A 16,817-nucleotide genomic window follows, 5' to 3' on the forward strand; every position below is an offset into this window, starting at 1 on the left:
CGCCTGTAAACCGTAACCAGGACCAAAAATTCACCCTGTAAGCCGGAATCAGGATTAGTTTTGAGCATTGTAAACCAATATCAGTATTTTCTAAACCAAGGTGTAAACCTATATCAGGACAAGACCAGCTGGGACACAATGTTGCGCTCAGGTATTCCAAGTACGTTCCAAGTACGTTTGCAGTACCTTCCAAGTACGTATGAAGTACCCCCTTATATAAGGGTACTTCATACGTACTTCATACGTACTTGGAACCTGCCGGGTACTTACCTCGTATCAACTACCGCTACCAGATTGCCATACTGTTACCCGGAATGCCCCCACTATGTGCCTCATTTTCGCCTCACCGGAAAAAAACACCTACCTTTGTTATAAATAATTAAAAAATAGCATATATTTATACTCCGTAAACGCATGGTTACAGCCAGATTATGCCAGAACAATATATAAAGACACGGTTTGAAGCGATCTGCGGAGAGCACGATACCTGGATCGTTGAGTACGATTCAGCGGCGCTGGGCGCGCCCGTGTACCTTATCTGGTATACAGACCACCAGGGGGGAGACAAGCTGCTGACCTTCCGCAACCAGCAGGTGTTTGCCGCAGCCAGCCTGGCGGAGGTGGCCGCCACCATACAAACTCATTTGCCGGCATTGGAGGCGTCGCCCCGCCTGCTGCACTGGCTGGACGCCGTGGCAGACCTGCAGCCGGAAACCTGCAACACCTACAAGGTAGACCGCATTGCCCGGCAGATCAGGAGCAAAAAGCTGAGCCTCGAGGCGCTGGACGGCCTTTCCAACTTTATAGACCTCTTCGGGGACTATGCCAATTCACTGGCAGATACCTCCCACCTGCAGGAGTTCCGCGATCATGCCATTATTGAATCACTGATAGCCTATTATTACCAGCATATCTTCTGGCCCCGCCTCAATGACCAGGAGAAGTTCCTGCAATACAAGCGCCCCGCTCTTGAAATTGATCACCAGCAGTTGCTGGGCGTGTTCATGAGCATGAAGCAAAAAATGGAGGGGGCCATACGTGTATTATAAGCCTGCCGGAGTATATTTACAACCGGTATGCAGAATATCCAGGCAACGAGACTATCCCGGTTCATTTGTTTTTTATGTTGTTTGCCCTTCTGGGTAACCGCAGGTGATGGTTACCGCTTCCGTTATATCGACCTGCCCGAAGCGTTGCGCGACGCTACCATCAACTGTGCTACGGCAGACCGTGCCGGCCTCCTCTGGTTTTTTTCCAGCAGCGGGCTGCACCGGTATGACGGGAACCAGTTGCTTACCTTCAACCAGGTAAGCCGGCCCGCTATTACCGGCAATTTCATCAACACCATCTTCGCAGATTCAAGGGACCGTATCTGGATAGGCACGCGTACCGGCCTCACCCGCTTTGACCTGCGCCGCTGGCAAACACAAACCATCGGTTTGCCGCAGGAGCAGGAGCTGTATGTAACGGAAATATGTGAAAGCCGGAACGGGGACATCTACCTGGGCACTAACGACGGCCGTTTGTTGCGTGTAAAAGGAAACGGGCTGGAGCTGGTGGCCGATCTTGCCAGGAATTTCCCTTCCAAGCCTTCCCGGGGCGCTATCAGCTTCCTGCAAGAGACCGGGCAGGGCCGCCTCGTGGTGGTGAGCAATGGCCGGCTGCTTTGCGTCAGCCCTGACGGCACAGTACAAGACCCAGGCCTGCGGGAACGCGTTACCGGGCCTGTGTACTGCCAGGGGAAGGATGAAGTGCTGCTTAACATTGCCGGCAAAGGGCTGCATTCTTATAACCTGGAAACCCGCCGGCTGAGGCTGCTGCCGGCTCCCTTCAATGATACGCTGAACAGCGGCAAGCGTGAATTCCTGTTCTCCCTGCCGGGCGGCGAAACGGGCTTCCTGGTGAACAAACGCGGCCTCTTTTCCTATAACCCGGCTACCGGCCAGGTTACGGAAAGAATGAAGGGGCTTGACGTGGACCTTGCCGGCCTGCGTGCTTCAGACGTGCGCACATCGGGCAACAAGGTTTACATCTCCCTCAGCAAAAGCATAGCGGAACTGGAAGCGGTGCAAACGCCTTTTGCCAACCTGCTGGTAAACCCCTTTGAACTGGCCATGAACAGCGTGCGCAGCATTCTCCTGCATCCCAACGGCCTGTTGTACGCAGGCACGTACAGTAATGGTTTTGTAAGCATCAATGAACGCACCGGCGAAAAAAAGGTGCTGGGCAATATATTCGTATACGCCAGCCTGTTATGGGACGAAAAAAAATTGTTGCTGGCCACGGAAGGTGACGGCCTTCAATGGTACCACATTGCGGAAAACCGCTTTGAGCGTATTGTGGGAGACACCTTGCATACCCGCCCGGAAGACCGTGCCACAGACCTCTATTACACCAGCCTGCTCCGGGAAAATGATTCCATTGTTTGGGTAGGGGGGTATAACGGCGTATTCCGCATCAACCCGGCCAGCGGGCGTTCTGCTTACCTGCGTGCCGGGAAAGACTGGCCGCGGCTGCAACGTTCCAAGGTGTACGGCATACTGAACGCGGGCAAGCTCCGGTACTTTGCCACTATTGCCGGCCTCTTTTCCTGGGAGCCGTCAACAGGCCGGCTGCAGCGGCTGACGGACGTACCCATGTACCAGGTGCAGCAGTTTGGCCGGGAGCTGTGGGCGGGCACTAACGGCAGGGGCCTGCTGATACTGGATGAAAAAGGAGCGGTGATACGGGAGCTGAACACGGAAAACGGCCTGGCGGGCAACGCGGTGTATTTTATACTGCGGCAGGGCAACGAGGTGGTAGCCGGTACTGATCACGGGTTGAGCGTTATACAGCTGCAAACGCGGCAGATCAGCAATTATACCCGCATGCATAACCTGCCGTCTAACGAGTTCAACCATTCTTCCACCTGTGTAGCCGGCGGCCGCATATATCTTGGCACTATTAACGGGATTACAACGTTCAGGATGGAAGACCTGCAGCGCTTCCGCCGTCAGGCCTCCATTCCCCTGCATTTCACGGGTTTCAGCTTCAGCAATGGAGATGGCGCCGCTGAACATGTATATACCTTACCTTATCAAAAGCCGGAGCAGCTGGAAATAGCGGCGGGGGTGGAGTACTTTTCCCTGCGCTTTGGCGGCATAGACGCGGCTGCCAACCAGGCATATTACTACCGCACGCGCACAGATGCACCCTGGCTGGAAATAGGGCGCCAGCGGGAAATGAGCTTTGCAGGCCTGGCGCCCGGCCGTTACAATATACAGCTGGCGGCCCGCCTCAACGGGAGTACCAGCTACACCACGCTGCTGGCCGTTCCGCTGATAGTTCATCCCGCATGGTACCAGACCTGGTGGTTCAAGGTGCTCTGCGGCATGGGCCTGCTGCTTTGCGGCTGGCTGTTTTTCCGGTACCGCATGCAGCAGGTTTTACGGGAACAAAAACTGCGTACCAAAATAGCGGGAGACCTGCATGACGAAGTAGGCAGCTCGCTCACGCGCATCTACTTCCAGGCAGATCACCTGAGCATGCGGCACCAGGACAAGGCGGCGCTGCAGAAAATTGCAGACTCCAGCAAACACGCGCTCAGCACCATGAGTGACATGGTATGGTCTATAGATGCGCGTTTTGATACCGCGGCAGACCTGGTGACCCGCATGCGCGACTACCTCAGCAACCTGCAGAACGATCTTGACATTAAATGCATATTCGAACTGGAGGGTGATTACATGGCGCGCCCGCTGAGCCAGTCTGTGCGGCAGAACTTTTTCCTGATATTCAAGGAAGCCACCAACAACGCCGCCCGCTACAGCAGCGAGCCCTGCATTAAAGTGCAGCTGGCCTTCCAGAAACATATCTGCCTGCGTGTTACCAACAGCTGCACCGGCGTAAATGGTAAAATGAAACAATACCAGGGTGGCCGCGGCATGGAACAGATGCGCTTACGCGCCGCCCGCATGAAGGGCCGCCTGGAGGCGGAAAAAAAGGACAACGATTTTGTGCTGCTGCTGGAAATACCCGCCTGATCCCCCCAATAGGGGATACATTTTCTCGTACTAACAATACATATTTGTGACCATGATCAACCTGGGTTTGATAGAAGATGATGCAGACATCCGCAACACGCTCGCGGAATTTTTCAATGAGCAGGCAGGTTTTGCCTGCAAGGTATCCGCCCCTACCGTAGAGCAGTTCCTGGAGCAATGGCCCGCCGGTACGGAGCTTGATCTTGTATTGTCAGACATCGGCCTGCCGGGGCTTTCCGGCATCAAGGGCGTACCCCTCATCAAAAAAAGGTCGCCGCGCTGCCAGGTGATGATGCTGACCGTATATGAAGAGCCGGAGAAAATTTTCCAGGCCCTTTGCGCCGGCGCTACCGGCTACCTGCACAAACAAACGCCGCTGCTGAAGATCAAGGAAGCAGTAGTAACGTTAATGGAAGGCGGCGCACCCATGTCTCCCGGCATTGCCCGCAAGGTAGTGGCGTATTTCAACCCGCGCTCCACAGACAACCTGCTGGAAAAGCTCACCCCCCGCGAAGCGCAAACCCTGCAGGCTATTGAAGAAGGCCTCACCAACAAGGAAGTGGCCACCCGCCTCGGCGTTTCACTGGAAACCATTAAAACCTACATCAAAAATATTTACCAGAAACTGGAGGTGAACAACAGGCATGCGCTGATCACCGGAAAATACAGGAACGGAAACTGATTTTTTTATCCTTGGTCCCTAATGACAGGCTGTCTTGCAGAAGACAGCCTTTTTTTGTGCCGGATGTGAGAAAAAAAAGTTGGGACGAGCAGCAAAAAATGATAGATTCGTTGCATGAAACAAAGTGTAAAAATAGAAATGACTGACCGCCCGGCTTCTGTTACCCGTGAGCAAGTTCGTGAGGCCGTAAGGCAGGCATACAGGGATGGTCTTCTCACTATGAGACCGAAGAAAAAACCAACAAACAAGAAGGTGCCGTCGTAAAACGGACACCTCCGAATTAGCTTAGATGCTGTTACATGGCAGTAGTACAAGTAGACTATAACAACCTTGTTTTTGTTAATTGCCCGTTTGATGAAGAGTATACTCCGCTTCTTCACGCAATTATATACACGATTTACCGGTGCGGCTTTGTTCCACAGTGTGCTTTGAATGAAGATAACGGTACAGACTTCCGGTTGGATAAAATAACACGATACATTCAGAACTGCCGCTACGGCATTCATGACATCTCCAGGATTGAATTAAACCACAATGGTCTTCCCAGGTTCAATATGCCTTTCGAGCTGGGCGTTTTTTATGGCGCCAAACGTTTTGGTCAAAAGCCGCAGCGAGCGAAGAACGCGTTGATATTGGAGCGCAGGAAGTACCTCTACCAGCAATACATTTCAGATCTGAACGGCGTAGATACCAAAGCGCATAATGGAGATCCAATGCTTGTGATCAAACATGTGAGGGACTGGCTTGTTACCGCCTCCGGCCGGAAATATATTTCAGGGTACCTGACTTTGCAACAGGAATATAGAGAATTTTGTGAGGCACTACCTGCGGTAGCTATCAGTTTGCAATTGGACCCTGACCACCTTACTTTCAATGAATATTGCCTTATTGCAGCGGAAGTGGTTTCCTGTAAAGGAGAACCCCAGCTTTTTACCTAAATTTTTGTCCCTCCATATACAAGGCATTATAAAAAATGATAATTTAGGTATCAAATCTATCTAATGGAAACTAACAACCTGTTCGATCTGCGGATCGATAACGAATCTACCGGCTTTCTGTCTGAGGCGGCCCGCTGGGCCAAATTCCTGGCCATTATCGGCTTTATAATGTGCGCCTTGATGCTCATCGGCGGCTTGTCTGCCAGCCTCATCATGGGCTCGCTGCCGGAAGGTATGGAAGGGCTGGAAGGAGAGAGTTATGCTCTTTACAGTTCCTATAGCCGGAAATTCACCATGGTGTTCTATATCGTGTTCGGCATTATCAGCGTGTTCCCTTATATATACCTTTACCGCTTTGCCACACGTATGCAGGAAGCCCTGCGCAACAGCGACCAGGATGTGCTGAACAGCTCGTTCTCCAACCTGAAATCACTGTTCAAATTTGTGGGGGTGCTGACCATCATTATGCTGGGCTTTGCATTGCTGGCCATGGTGTTTGGGGTGATCGCGTTTTCCGCGGCGATGTAGGCAGGAGAAAAAATATTTTGTTCATAAAAAAATGCCGGGCGTTTACCCGGCATTTTTTATGTTATTCTCCCGCGTTCCTGAGCTCCTGCATGAACTCGTCCGCCCAGTACTCAATATTGAAGTGGCTCACGTTCTGGAACAGCCGCTTCATCCTGAGCTGCCTTTCCTGCTTGTTCATGGCTATGGCCCGCAACAGGCTTTCTTTCATAGACGCATTGTCATACGGATTGGTGAGAATGGCCGTGGGCAATTCTACGGAAGCGCCGGCAAATTCAGACAGTACCAGCGCGCCTTCAGATTCAGGGTTCAGGCCCTGTACGGCAACGTACTCCTTGGCCACCAGGTTCAGGCCGTCACGCAGCGGCGTGATCCACGCTATATCTGATACGGCGTAGTAGGCCAGCACTTCTGCAAAGGAGAAGGAGCGGAAGAAGAAGTGGATGGGCACCCAGTCTATGCGGGAATACTGCCCGTTGATTTTCCCGATCAGCTGCTCCAGTTCCTGCTGCACCTGTTCGTAGATCTTCATGCCGCTGGCCGGCGGCGTGCAGATGTTGATCAATTCTATTTTGCCGTGCAGGTTGGGATGTTCTTCCAGGAACTGGTGGAAGGCCTTGATCTTTTCCAGCGGGCCTTTCACATAATCCAGCCGCTCTATGCTGAGAATGGTCTTTTTGCCGCTGGTCTGCTTTTTCAGTTCGGCTATCATTTGCTGCGTTTCCTCTTTCTCCGTCAGCTCTTTGATGTAATCTACGTGCACGCCTACAGGGTTGGCGCCCAGCCTCACTTTGCGGCGGCCGGTGTCAATTTCTCGCGTCATGGTGCCGGTGCCCATGGCGGCGCTGTAGGTGAGGAAGCGCGGAGCGCAGTTCACCTGCTCCGTTATTTTCACGGGCATATGGCTTTTAACCACGTCTACGAAATTCTCTACGTAGCGCGGGATGTGAAAGCTCACATAGTCGCACTGCAGCAAGCTGCCAATGATCTCTCCATGCCAGGGAATGATGTTGAAGGTATTGGCGGCGGGGAAGGCCGTGTGGTGGAAGAAACCGATCTTCAGGTCTGGCCGCAGCTGGCGCAGGTAGCCGGGTACCATCCAGAGGTTATAATCATGTATCCACACCATGGCGTTCTGCTCCGCTTCCGCCGCGGCTTTTTCCGCAAACAGGCGGTTTATTTTCAGGTAGTGTTCCCAATGCTCGTGATTGAACTGCACCTTTTCGGTAAACGAAAAAATGGCAGGCCAGAAAGCCTCCTTGGAAAAGAGTTTGTAGAAGATGTCTATGTCTTCCTTTTCCATCAGTACCGGACTGGCCACCAGGTGTGGGTATTGCTCCTTGTCTATATGGAAGTTCTCCACGGTTTCCTGCCCATCCTGCTTCTCTTGCCAGGCCACCCACAAGCCGGGGCGCTGTGACTTGAAAAAGTTGGTGAGCGTGGGGATGATGCCGTTGGGGCTCTTGGGTGAGCGGCGCACTTTTTTGCCGTCTATTTCCACCGTTTCAAAAGGGAAGCGGTGATACAGCATCACCAGCTGGGTGGAGCTGTTGGGCATTGGCAGCGGCGCCTTTTCTTTATAAAAAGGCTTGAAATCCGTAAAGTGGTCCAGCGCTTCCAGGATGCCGCCTGCGCCGGCGGTGTCTGATATGTACACGTCGCTCAGCTCGCGGGTGGCGGTGGTCAGCGCGTGTTCCGCCTCGCCCACTACCACGCCTTTGAAGCCGCGGCCGTAGAGGGAAAGATCATTCAGGGTATCTCCTGCTACCAGCACGTCCTGCTCCGGTATTTGCAGCAGCTCAACGAGATGTTGCAGCGTGGTGCCCTTGTTCACGGCGCGGGGCAGTACGTCCAGGAATTTATTGGCGGAGAGAATGATATCGCAATTGAGCGATCTTTCCAGGTCTGCAATTTTCGACTTGATATTTTCATCATCAAAGAAGAACGAGCAGCGGCGTTGCTGCGGCACGTTCTGCAGGCGCAGGCCGTTAATATGCTGCATCTGTTCCATGATGAACTGTTTGCCGGGCCATTTGCTTTCTATATTGTTCTGGATAGGTTGTATAGGCTGCAGGGTTGTGCCGTCCAGCACGGTGGCCCCCACGTCACAAATTACGTAGTCAGGCCTGGGTATCACCGGATCATTCAATAAAGGCAGAATGCTTTCCACACCACGGCCTGTTACAAAGATCAGCCGGAAGCTGTCGTTCTCACGGATGATATTGTATAAGTGTTCCTTGTGTTGGTCAGTTCCTCCTAAAAAAGTTCCGTCCAGGTCTGTTGCTAGAATCATGCATTATAATTTTAGTGAAAGAATAAGTACGCTCGTAACCGTTGGCAGTACCGGGGTTTCGGGTTTGAATAGCGACTGCAAAGGTACGAAAAAATGAGGGACGGGAGGGTGACAATTTGGCGATATTGGTGACGATGAGGCACATATAAAGAATATATACTGGCTATATCTCTTGAAAACTACCGGATTTTTATTATATTGTCAATATATGACAATGAAATCGACCACAGCACCAAAACGATTATTTGATGCGGTAGCGTACCAGCTGGAGAGGTTCCCTAAACCTGATATGCTTGTATCGAAAGTAGACGGGCTCTGGAAGCCCTGGAGCACGGCGCAGGTGCAGCAGATCGTGAACCGGTTCAGTGCAGGCCTGCTGGCACTGGGCGTTGGCGGTAAAGACTTTACGGCGGAAGGCGCAGACAAAATTGCGATCATCAGCAACAACCGGCCTGAATGGGTGTTTACAGACCTGGCCGTACAGCAGACAGGCGCCGTGCTGGTACCGCTTTATCCCACTACCAATCCGAAAGAGATAGAGTTCATCCTGAACGATGCGGGCGTGCAGTACATCTTTATCAGCAGTCTTGACCTGTTGCAGAAAATACGGGAGCTGAAAGACCGCGTACCTGCTCTGAAGAATATTTACACCTTTGAGGAAATACCCGGTGCAGACCACTGGAGCAAGGTGACAGACCTGGCCACAGACGCGCTGCTGCAGCAGGTAGAAGATATACGTCCCACCATCAGCGAAGACCACCTGGCCACTATCATCTATACTTCCGGCACTACGGGTACGCCCAAAGGCGTAATGCTCACGCACAAAAACATTGTGAGCAACGTGTTCAATTCCAAAAAGAGCTTTCCCTTCCCGGACGCGCCGGAGCAGAAGGTACTGAGCTTCCTGCCCCTGAACCATATTTTCGAGAAGATGTGTACCTACATCTATCTTTTCAGCGGCATAGGCGCGTACTATGCGGAGAGCATGGACAAGATAGGGGATAACCTGAAAGAAGTGCGGCCAGACGGGTTTACCACCGTGCCGCGGCTGCTGGAAAAAGTGTACGAGAAGATCATGAGCACGGGCAACGAGCTGAAAGGCATTAAACGTGCGCTGTTCTTCTGGGCCGTGGCCCTTGGGAAAAAATATGATAACAACATCAGCAACGGCTGGTGGTACGATACGCAGCTGAAGCTGGCCAACAAACTCATCTTCAGCAAATGGCGGGAAGCCCTGGGCGGCCGCATCACCTTTATTGTAACCGGCGGCGCCGCCTGCCAGGAAAACCTGCTGCGCATTTTCAATGCGGCGCAGGTACCGGTGTACGAAGGTTACGGCCCCACGGAAAACAGCCCGGTGATCAGCGTAAACCGGCGTGACAGGCCGGAGAACACCCGGTTTGGCACCACCGGCCCCGTTATTGAAGGGCAGGAGGTGAAGCTGACGGAAGAGGGCGAAATTTGCGTGAAAGGCCCTTCCGTGATGATGGGGTACTTCAAGCGGCCTGACCTCACTGCGGAAACGGTGATAGACGGCTGGCTGCATACGGGAGATATCGGCACTTTCATAGACGGCAAGTTCCTCAAGATCACAGACCGCAAGAAAGAGTTGTTCAAAACCAGCGGCGGTAAATATGTAGCGCCGCAGCCCATTGAGAACAAGGCCAAAGAAAGCCCCTTCATTGAGCAGATCATGGTAGTGGGCAACGAAAAGAAATTTGTATCAGCGCTGATAGTGCCTTCTTTCAACATGCTGAAAAAATGGATGGCGCAGAACAGTATCCCTTTCACCAGCAACGAGGAAGCGGTGAAAAACCCCGATGTGATAGCCATGTACCAGAAAGTGGTAGACCGTTACAACGGCTTTTTCAACCATGTGGAGCAGATCAAGAAATTTGAGCTGATGCCAAGGGAATGGGGCGTGGATACCGGTGAAATGACGCCCAAGCTGAGCCTGAAACGTAAAACCATCCTGGAGAAATACAAGGATGTGATAGATAAAATTTATGAATCTGCGGCAACGCACAGCTAAATGTACTTGTTGGAAAAAAGCCCTGAAACATTGCGTTTCAGGGCTTTTTTAATGCTTATACTTTAGGCGGTATCAGCTTGTATACCACCGGCGTTACCAGCCTTGACAGGAGGGTGGAGCTGACCAGCCCGCCAATGAGCACAATGGCCAGCGGTGAAATAAGCGGGTTGCTGGAAGCCGCAATGGGGATGAGGCCGCCTATGGCCGTAAGTGAGGTGAGCACAATGGGCAGGAAGCGCACTTCGCCCGCTTCACGGATGGCTTCATCCAGGCTTTTGCCCTGGGCACGGAGCTGGTTGGTGAAGTCTACCAGCAGGATGGTGTTCTTCACCTCAATACCCGCCAGCGCAATCAGCCCGATGATAGCCACAAAAGAAAGCGTGTTGCCGGTAAACCACAGCGCCAGCGCGGCGCCCACAATGCCCAGCGGAATAACGGAGAGAATAATAAGCGTGCTTTTAAAGGTGCGGAACTCCAGGATGAGCACTGCAATAAACAGGAACACGGTAACCAGTATCACAGACTGGAAGCCGCCGAAAGACTGTTTGGCGCTTTCCACTTCGCCACCCATTTCATAGCTGTAGCCAACGGGCAGGCGCATGGCGTCCATTTTGCCGGTTACGTCCCCTATCACGCGGCTTACCAGGAAACCATCTTTCACAAATGCTTTTACAGACACTACTCTTCTTTTTTCCTGGTGGTTGATGTTGACCGGGGAAGTTTCCATTTTCAGCTCCGCCACCTGCGAGAGAGGGATGGCCTGGCCTTGCAGGTTGTTGACGTAGAGGTTGTTGAACACGTCCAGCGTGGGCCTGCCGTCACGCGCGCGGGTGAGGAGTATTTCGTAGTCGTTGCTGTTATGGTCTGTGTATTTGCCCAGGGAAAGGCCGGCTACGGCCAGGCGCACGGTGCGGTCTACCTGCACAAAAGGCACGCCCAGCTGTTGCGCTTTTTCAGGTTGAATGGCCACGCGGATGTCACTCTTCAGCAGGTCTACCGGGTTATCTATGTACATGGTACCAGGCGTTTGCTGCAGCATCTGCTCCACATGGGCCGCCAGGCGGCGCAGCGTGTCCAGGTTGTCTCCGAAGAGGCGCACCTCTACCGGGGCCACTACAGGCGGCCCCTGTTCAAAGTTTTTCACTTCCACTTTGGCGCCAGGGTAGGGCGTCCATGCCTTGCGGAACTTTTCCATAACGGCGGCTTTGGTGCGCTGGTCCGTATCAGGCTGCAGCTGTACGAATATCTGCGCAAAGTCACTCCGCTCGTTTTCCTGCACCACGTTGTAATAAATGCGCGGGTTGCCTTTGCCTACGTTGGTGGCAAAGTAGCGTACCGCTTTTTCCTGCTGCAGGGCCTGTTCAATTTGCCGCGCAATGCTGTTGGTGTACCCGATGCTGGACTGCGGGGGCGCCGTGATGTTCACCAGGAACTGGGGCTTTTCAGACGCGGGGAAGAGGCTGAAGCCGATGAGGTTGAACACCACCAGTGAGCCGCCGAAGATGAGCAGGGTAGCCACCAGCGTGAGCACCGGGCGTTGCAGCGCTTTGTCAAGCAGCCGCGCGTAGCTGCCGTGGATGATCTTTTTGAGGCCGCGCATAAAAATGTTGCCGTCCGGGTGGCCGGTATGCGGCTTCAGCAGCTTGCTGGTAAGGAAGGGGATGATGGTGAGGGATACCACCATGGAAGCCAGCACACAGAATATTACGGCCATGGGCAGCCCGCGGATGAAATCTCCCGCGCCCTCCGGCATGAACACCAGCGGCATGAAGGCAATGATGAGCGTAACGGTACAGCCCACCACGGCCAGGCCAATCTGCCTGGTGGCTTTCAGTGTGGCTTCCAGCGCGCTGTGGCCTTCCAGCATCCACCGTTCTATGTTTTCCACCACCACAATACTGTCGTCTACCAGCAGGCCCAGGGCCACCACCAGGCCTACAATGCTGAGCTGGTTGAGGTTGTAGCCGAAGAGCTGCAGCAGCACAATGCCGATGGCCAGGGAAAGCGGGATGGAGATCATCACTATCACCGCCTGCCTGAAGCCCAGCGGCAGCAGGGTAATGGCCACCAGGCCAATGGCAATGAGGAAGTCAACGCCCAGGCTGCCCAGCCGCCGGTTCACGTTCTCCGCCTGGTCAAAGTGCTCCACCATGTCTATATTGGCCGGCAGCGTTTTCCGGAAGGCTTCCAGCACCGGTTTGTACAGCTGCTGCGTTTTGCTGATGTTTTCACCCTCTTTCTGCGCCGCGGCCACAAATACGCTGCGGAAGCCGTTCAGGCGGGTGTGATAGGTTTCGTCCGCATACCCGTAGTATACCTTGGCAATGTCTTTCAGGTATACGTTGCGGCCATTGCTGGTGTACACAATGGTATTGCGTATCTCGTCCATGGAATGGAAGTTGCCGCTGGTTTTGATATTGAAGCTGCGGTTGCCGGCTTCTATGCTGCCGCCGGGAATGCTCAGGGTTTCGTTTTGCAGGCTGCTGATGACGTTGTTGAGCGGCAGGCCCATCTGCGCCATTTTTTCAAGGTCAAGCTCCGCACGCACCTGCTGGTCCGGCAGGCCGAATATCTCTACTTTCTTTAGCGGGGTCAGCTTCTCCAGCTCGTCCTGCAGCTTTTCCGCGTAGAACTTCAACCGGTCCCGGGGGGCATTTTCGGAAATGAGCGCCACCTGCATGATGTTTACGTCCGAGGGCTGAAACTTGCGCACCTCTATGTCAATATTGTCAGGCAGATCGCGGCGTTTGTTGTTGACCACGCGCACCATTTCCTGGTATTTGTCGTCTACGTTGCTGTTGTATTTGTAGTCTACCCGCAGTACCGCCAGCCCGTCGCTGATGCTGGTGCGGATGCGGAGAATGTTTTCCAGGCCATGTATCTCTTTTTCCAGCGGGTCTACGATCAGTTCCTCCATATCCTTCGGGCTGGTGCCGGGGTACACTACCACCACGGAATAGGTGGGAGAGTGCATTTCCGGGTCTTCAGACCGGGGCATGTTCAGGATGGTGGTAACGCCCAGGGCTATGATCATCATAAAGATGACGAGCGTGAACTGGTAGTTCTTGACGGCATATGCTGATATTTTCATCGGTTCATATTTGATTTTTTAAAACGGGGCCGATGGAACAGGCTTGTTTCATCGGTTCATGTTTTACTGGATGATGTGAATGCGGCTGCTGTCACGCAGGTAGGCGCTGCCTGCAATGATGAGCTGGCCGGCGTTCTCAAGCCCGTGACTGATGAACACGTGTTCTTTTTCCATGCCGCTGACCGTTACTTTTACCTTGCGGGCCGTTTTACCGTCGTTTGTGACGAATACATAACCCGTGCTGCCGTCTCCATCCAACAGCGCATCATACGGGATGGCCCAGCCGGCGGGCGCGGCGCTGTTGCTGGTGTGCACCACCGCTTTGCCGAACATGCCGAAAGCAATGTTGGCCGGTTTTTCCCCTGTAATGCGGATGTCTATCCGGAAAGCGCCGCTGGCGGGGTCTATACCTTCGGAACGGCGTGCCACTGTACCGCTGAAGGTTTTCCCGGGCACGGATTCTATCTGTACATCAGCCTTGTCATTCACCTTGATGGCGGCCCATTCCTTGTTGCTCAGGGCGGCGCGCAGCAGCCAGTTGCCGGAGGCGGCGCCGTTGGTTTGCAAAATGGGCGTGCCCGGCTGCACCAGCTGGCCTTCTTCCGCCAGCTTGCGTAAAACAAAGCCGTTGCGGGGAGCGGTAATAACGCTGTGGTTCCTGTTGAACTGCGCGGTGTTCAGCTGTTGCCGTGCCATTTCCATGGCGGTGGCGGCGTTTTGCAGCTGCTCCAGCGTGGCCACGCTGTCATTGTAAAGATTTTGCGCCCGCTGATGGTCACGTGTGGCTTTTTCAAAGGCCAGCCTGGCCTGCTGCACCTGGGCGTCTATTTCTACCGGGTTGAGCACGGCCACCGTCTGGCCCTGGCGGATGGCATCGCCCTCTTTTACGGTAATGCGCTGTATGATGCCGCCCGTTTTGAAAGACAGCAGCACTTCGTCATCCGTGGTGAAGGTGCCTGAAACGGGTATGCTGGCGGCGGAAGAGGAGCTGGTGAGCGGCATCAGCCTGACGGGAATGGCCGTTTGCTCCGGGATGCCTGATGCGGCATTGCCGTTGCCGCAAGACTGCAGCGCAGCCGCGGCCATGAATAACAGGGGAAGAAAATGCGGTTTCATATAGTCTGATTATTGAATGGTTTGTAAAGGATAAGATGCCTGTGCGCGTTCTACATCTGCCGCGGATACCTGTACTTCCGCCCATGCCTGCAGCACTTGCAGCCGCGCCTGGGTGAGCTGGTCCTGCGCGTCAAGCAGCTCTATGTAGAGCAGCTGCCCTTCGCGGTAAACCTTTTGCTGGTCGGAAAAATACTTTTCGGAGAGCTGCAGCTGCGTTTGCGCAATGCGGAAAGAGGCGCAGGCGGAGTTATAGTTGTTCTGCGCGCGGTTTAGCTCCAGCTCAAGCCCCTGCAGCGCTTCGCTGTAGGCCGTTTGCGCAATGGACGCGTCTGCGCGCGCCTGTTTGATACGCTGTTTGCGCTGGCCGCCGGTGAAGATGTCCCACTGCAGATTTACGCCCCAGAGATAATAGCGTGTCTTGTTATCGAAATCCCAGTTAAAGCCCTGGCTGCCCAGGTCAAGGAAGGTGCTGACTTTGGGCGTGAAAAGCGACTGTTCTTTTTTCTCCGCCAGCAAGGCGATGGTATGCGTGGTTTGCAGCTGTTTCAGCTCCTCCCTTTGTTGTATGCCGGCATCGGGAAGGGCGGCGGGTATGGCCAGGGTGGCGCTGTCCAGCTCAATGCTGTCTGCCAATGGCCTGTTCAGCAAAAAGTTGAAATAAGAGCGGGCGTTGCGCTGCCGGTTGCGGGCCTGCGTAATGGAGGCCTCCACCCGCTGCAGTTCCGTTTGCGCGCGGGTCAATGAAGTGCTGTTGCGGATGCCGTTGCGGAGCATGCTCTGGTTGACGCGGATGTTTTCCTGCACCAGCTTCAGCGCATTGTTGTACACTTCTACCGCGCGCACGGCCTGGAAGTACTGGTAATATGCCGTTTTCACATCTTTCACCAGTTGCCGCTTGTACACGTTGAGAATAGCCTGCTGGCGGGTAATGTCTTCCTGCCTGATCTTTTTGGCGTACATGATCTCCGTGTTGATGAGCGGGAGGGAGGTGCGCAGTTTGGCATCGTAGAAATTATCAGGGTTGAGCAGGATGGACTCGTTAGACAATTGCGGGAACTTCTGGCTGGCCGTCAGTTCGTTGAGGGTGTTGTACACCGGGTTCATCAGGTCTCCCAGCGGCAGGTCTATAGTGCGGCCGCCGCCGGCTTTGGTGTAATTGGCCAGCAGGGAGGCCTGCGGCATAAAGAAGGCTTTGGCTTCCTGCAGGGCGTAAAGGCTTTTGGCCAGCTGGAAGTGCTGGCGGCTTACGGCCTGGTTGCGTTGTACAGCTTCAGTAATATAGCCGTCCAGCCGGGATTGCGCGCTGCTGTTACTGAACATCAGGAGATTCATAAACAACAGTAGGTAAATGATTCTTGGTAACATAATGAACACTGTTTAGTATGTGGTCCAAAAAAGAGAGAAGTGGTATGCTTCTCTTTTTTATGTGTGTTTTATAGTGTGCTTGTGGTTTGTTGCCGGACGTTTAAACGGGCGCGTTTGGGCCGTAATGCTTCTTCTATGCCTTCATGAGCCTCAAATGCTCGTCAATGGATTTTTTGATCATGCGTGCAATATCTCCTTCAGACACTTGCAGTACCTTGAACCGGCAGCGTACTTCCAGTGACACCAGGCCATGGCCCAGTGACCATACGGAGAGGGAGGCCACGCGGCTATCTGTGTACCGTATCAGCTTTTGATCTATACATTCCTGCATGGCGTTGGCCAGGTATTCGAAACATGTGTCCCCGTTCTTCCAGTCGCCTTTTTCTTCCGCGGTTTTCATAGGCGCGCGGATAATGAACATCAGGTCGTACAAATCAGGGTGGGCCAGGCCGAACTCCACGTAGGTATGCATGACCTGTGAAAGCCGTTTCCAGGGATCTTTGCTGACGGCTTTTGCCTGCAGGGCTTTCAGCAACTTCCCGAAAGCTTCACGTTGTACTTCATACAGCAGCTCGTCTTTGTCTTTATAGTAGAGATACAGCGTGCCCGGGCTGTACTCGATCTTCTCCGCAATGGCGCGGATGGATGTTTTTTCATACCCTTCGTCCACAAACATGCGCATGGCCGCATCTATGATGAGGCGTCTCATTTCCTGCTTCTCTCGTTCTTTCCGGTCTGAAATACCCATTGATA

11 protein-coding genes are annotated in these 16,817 nt (G+C 53.6%); 6 read left to right on the forward strand and 5 right to left on the reverse strand.

The window, feature by feature from the left end; genetic code table 11:
• Positions 1 to 431: 431 nt before the first annotated feature.
• The 5 genes from ABDW36_RS25190 to ABDW36_RS25210 all read left to right on the forward strand — a co-directional run bounded on the left by ABDW36_RS25190 (position 432) and on the right by ABDW36_RS25210 (position 6,170).
• Entirely contained in the window at positions 432 to 1,049 is a 618-nt protein-coding gene (locus tag ABDW36_RS25190; protein WP_343704714.1) for a hypothetical protein, read from the forward strand.
• Positions 1,050 to 1,130: 81 nt separating this feature from the next.
• Complete coding sequence (locus tag ABDW36_RS25195) at positions 1,131 to 4,022, forward strand: two-component regulator propeller domain-containing protein (RefSeq protein ID WP_343704715.1); 2,892 nt, start codon at positions 1,131 to 1,133, stop codon at positions 4,020 to 4,022.
• 52 nt (positions 4,023 to 4,074) lie between these two features.
• Positions 4,075 to 4,704, forward strand: coding sequence for a response regulator transcription factor (locus ABDW36_RS25200; protein ID WP_343704770.1), 630 nt, complete (start codon positions 4,075 to 4,077; stop codon positions 4,702 to 4,704).
• A gap of 299 nt (positions 4,705 to 5,003) precedes the next feature.
• Positions 5,004 to 5,642 (forward strand): hypothetical protein, encoded by a 639-nt coding sequence (locus ABDW36_RS25205; protein ID WP_343704716.1) that lies wholly within the window; start codon positions 5,004 to 5,006, stop codon positions 5,640 to 5,642.
• 63 nt (positions 5,643 to 5,705) lie between these two features.
• On the forward strand, positions 5,706 to 6,170 hold the full coding sequence (locus tag ABDW36_RS25210) for a DUF5362 family protein (RefSeq protein WP_343704717.1): 465 nt from the start codon (positions 5,706 to 5,708) through the stop codon (positions 6,168 to 6,170).
• 61 nt (positions 6,171 to 6,231) lie between these two features.
• On the opposite strand, the gene ggpS is transcribed toward ABDW36_RS25210, so the two are convergent.
• Positions 6,232 to 8,460, reverse strand: a complete 2,229-nt coding sequence (gene ggpS, locus ABDW36_RS25215; protein WP_343704718.1) for a glucosylglycerol-phosphate synthase — start codon at positions 8,458 to 8,460, stop codon at positions 6,232 to 6,234.
• A gap of 214 nt (positions 8,461 to 8,674) precedes the next feature.
• Here ggpS and ABDW36_RS25220 point away from each other — a divergent pair, with 214 nt between their 5' ends.
• The gene (locus ABDW36_RS25220; protein WP_343704719.1) at positions 8,675 to 10,492 is read left to right on the forward strand and encodes a long-chain fatty acid--CoA ligase; all 1,818 of its coding nucleotides are present in this window, start codon (positions 8,675 to 8,677) and stop codon (positions 10,490 to 10,492) included.
• Between the two features lie 55 nt (positions 10,493 to 10,547).
• On the opposite strand, the gene ABDW36_RS25225 is transcribed toward ABDW36_RS25220, so the two are convergent.
• The 4 genes from ABDW36_RS25225 to ABDW36_RS25240 all read right to left on the reverse strand — a co-directional run bounded on the left by ABDW36_RS25225 (position 10,548) and on the right by ABDW36_RS25240 (position 16,812).
• Entirely contained in the window at positions 10,548 to 13,583 is a 3,036-nt protein-coding gene (locus tag ABDW36_RS25225; RefSeq protein WP_343704720.1) for an efflux RND transporter permease subunit, read from the reverse strand.
• Between the two features lie 63 nt (positions 13,584 to 13,646).
• Positions 13,647 to 14,699, reverse strand: a complete 1,053-nt coding sequence (locus tag ABDW36_RS25230) for an efflux RND transporter periplasmic adaptor subunit (RefSeq protein WP_343704721.1) — start codon at positions 14,697 to 14,699, stop codon at positions 13,647 to 13,649.
• A gap of 9 nt (positions 14,700 to 14,708) precedes the next feature.
• Positions 14,709 to 16,031 (reverse strand): TolC family protein, encoded by a 1,323-nt coding sequence (locus tag ABDW36_RS25235; RefSeq protein WP_343704722.1) that lies wholly within the window; start codon positions 16,029 to 16,031, stop codon positions 14,709 to 14,711.
• A gap of 166 nt (positions 16,032 to 16,197) precedes the next feature.
• Positions 16,198 to 16,812 carry a TetR/AcrR family transcriptional regulator gene (locus tag ABDW36_RS25240; protein WP_343704723.1) on the reverse strand — a complete coding sequence of 205 codons (615 nt, stop codon included), beginning with the start codon at positions 16,810 to 16,812 and terminating at the stop codon, positions 16,198 to 16,200.
• Positions 16,813 to 16,817: the final 5 nt, after the last annotated feature.

It is taken from the genome of Chitinophaga sp. (assembly GCF_039596455.1).
Classification (GTDB): Bacteria; Bacteroidota; Bacteroidia; order Chitinophagales; family Chitinophagaceae; genus Chitinophaga.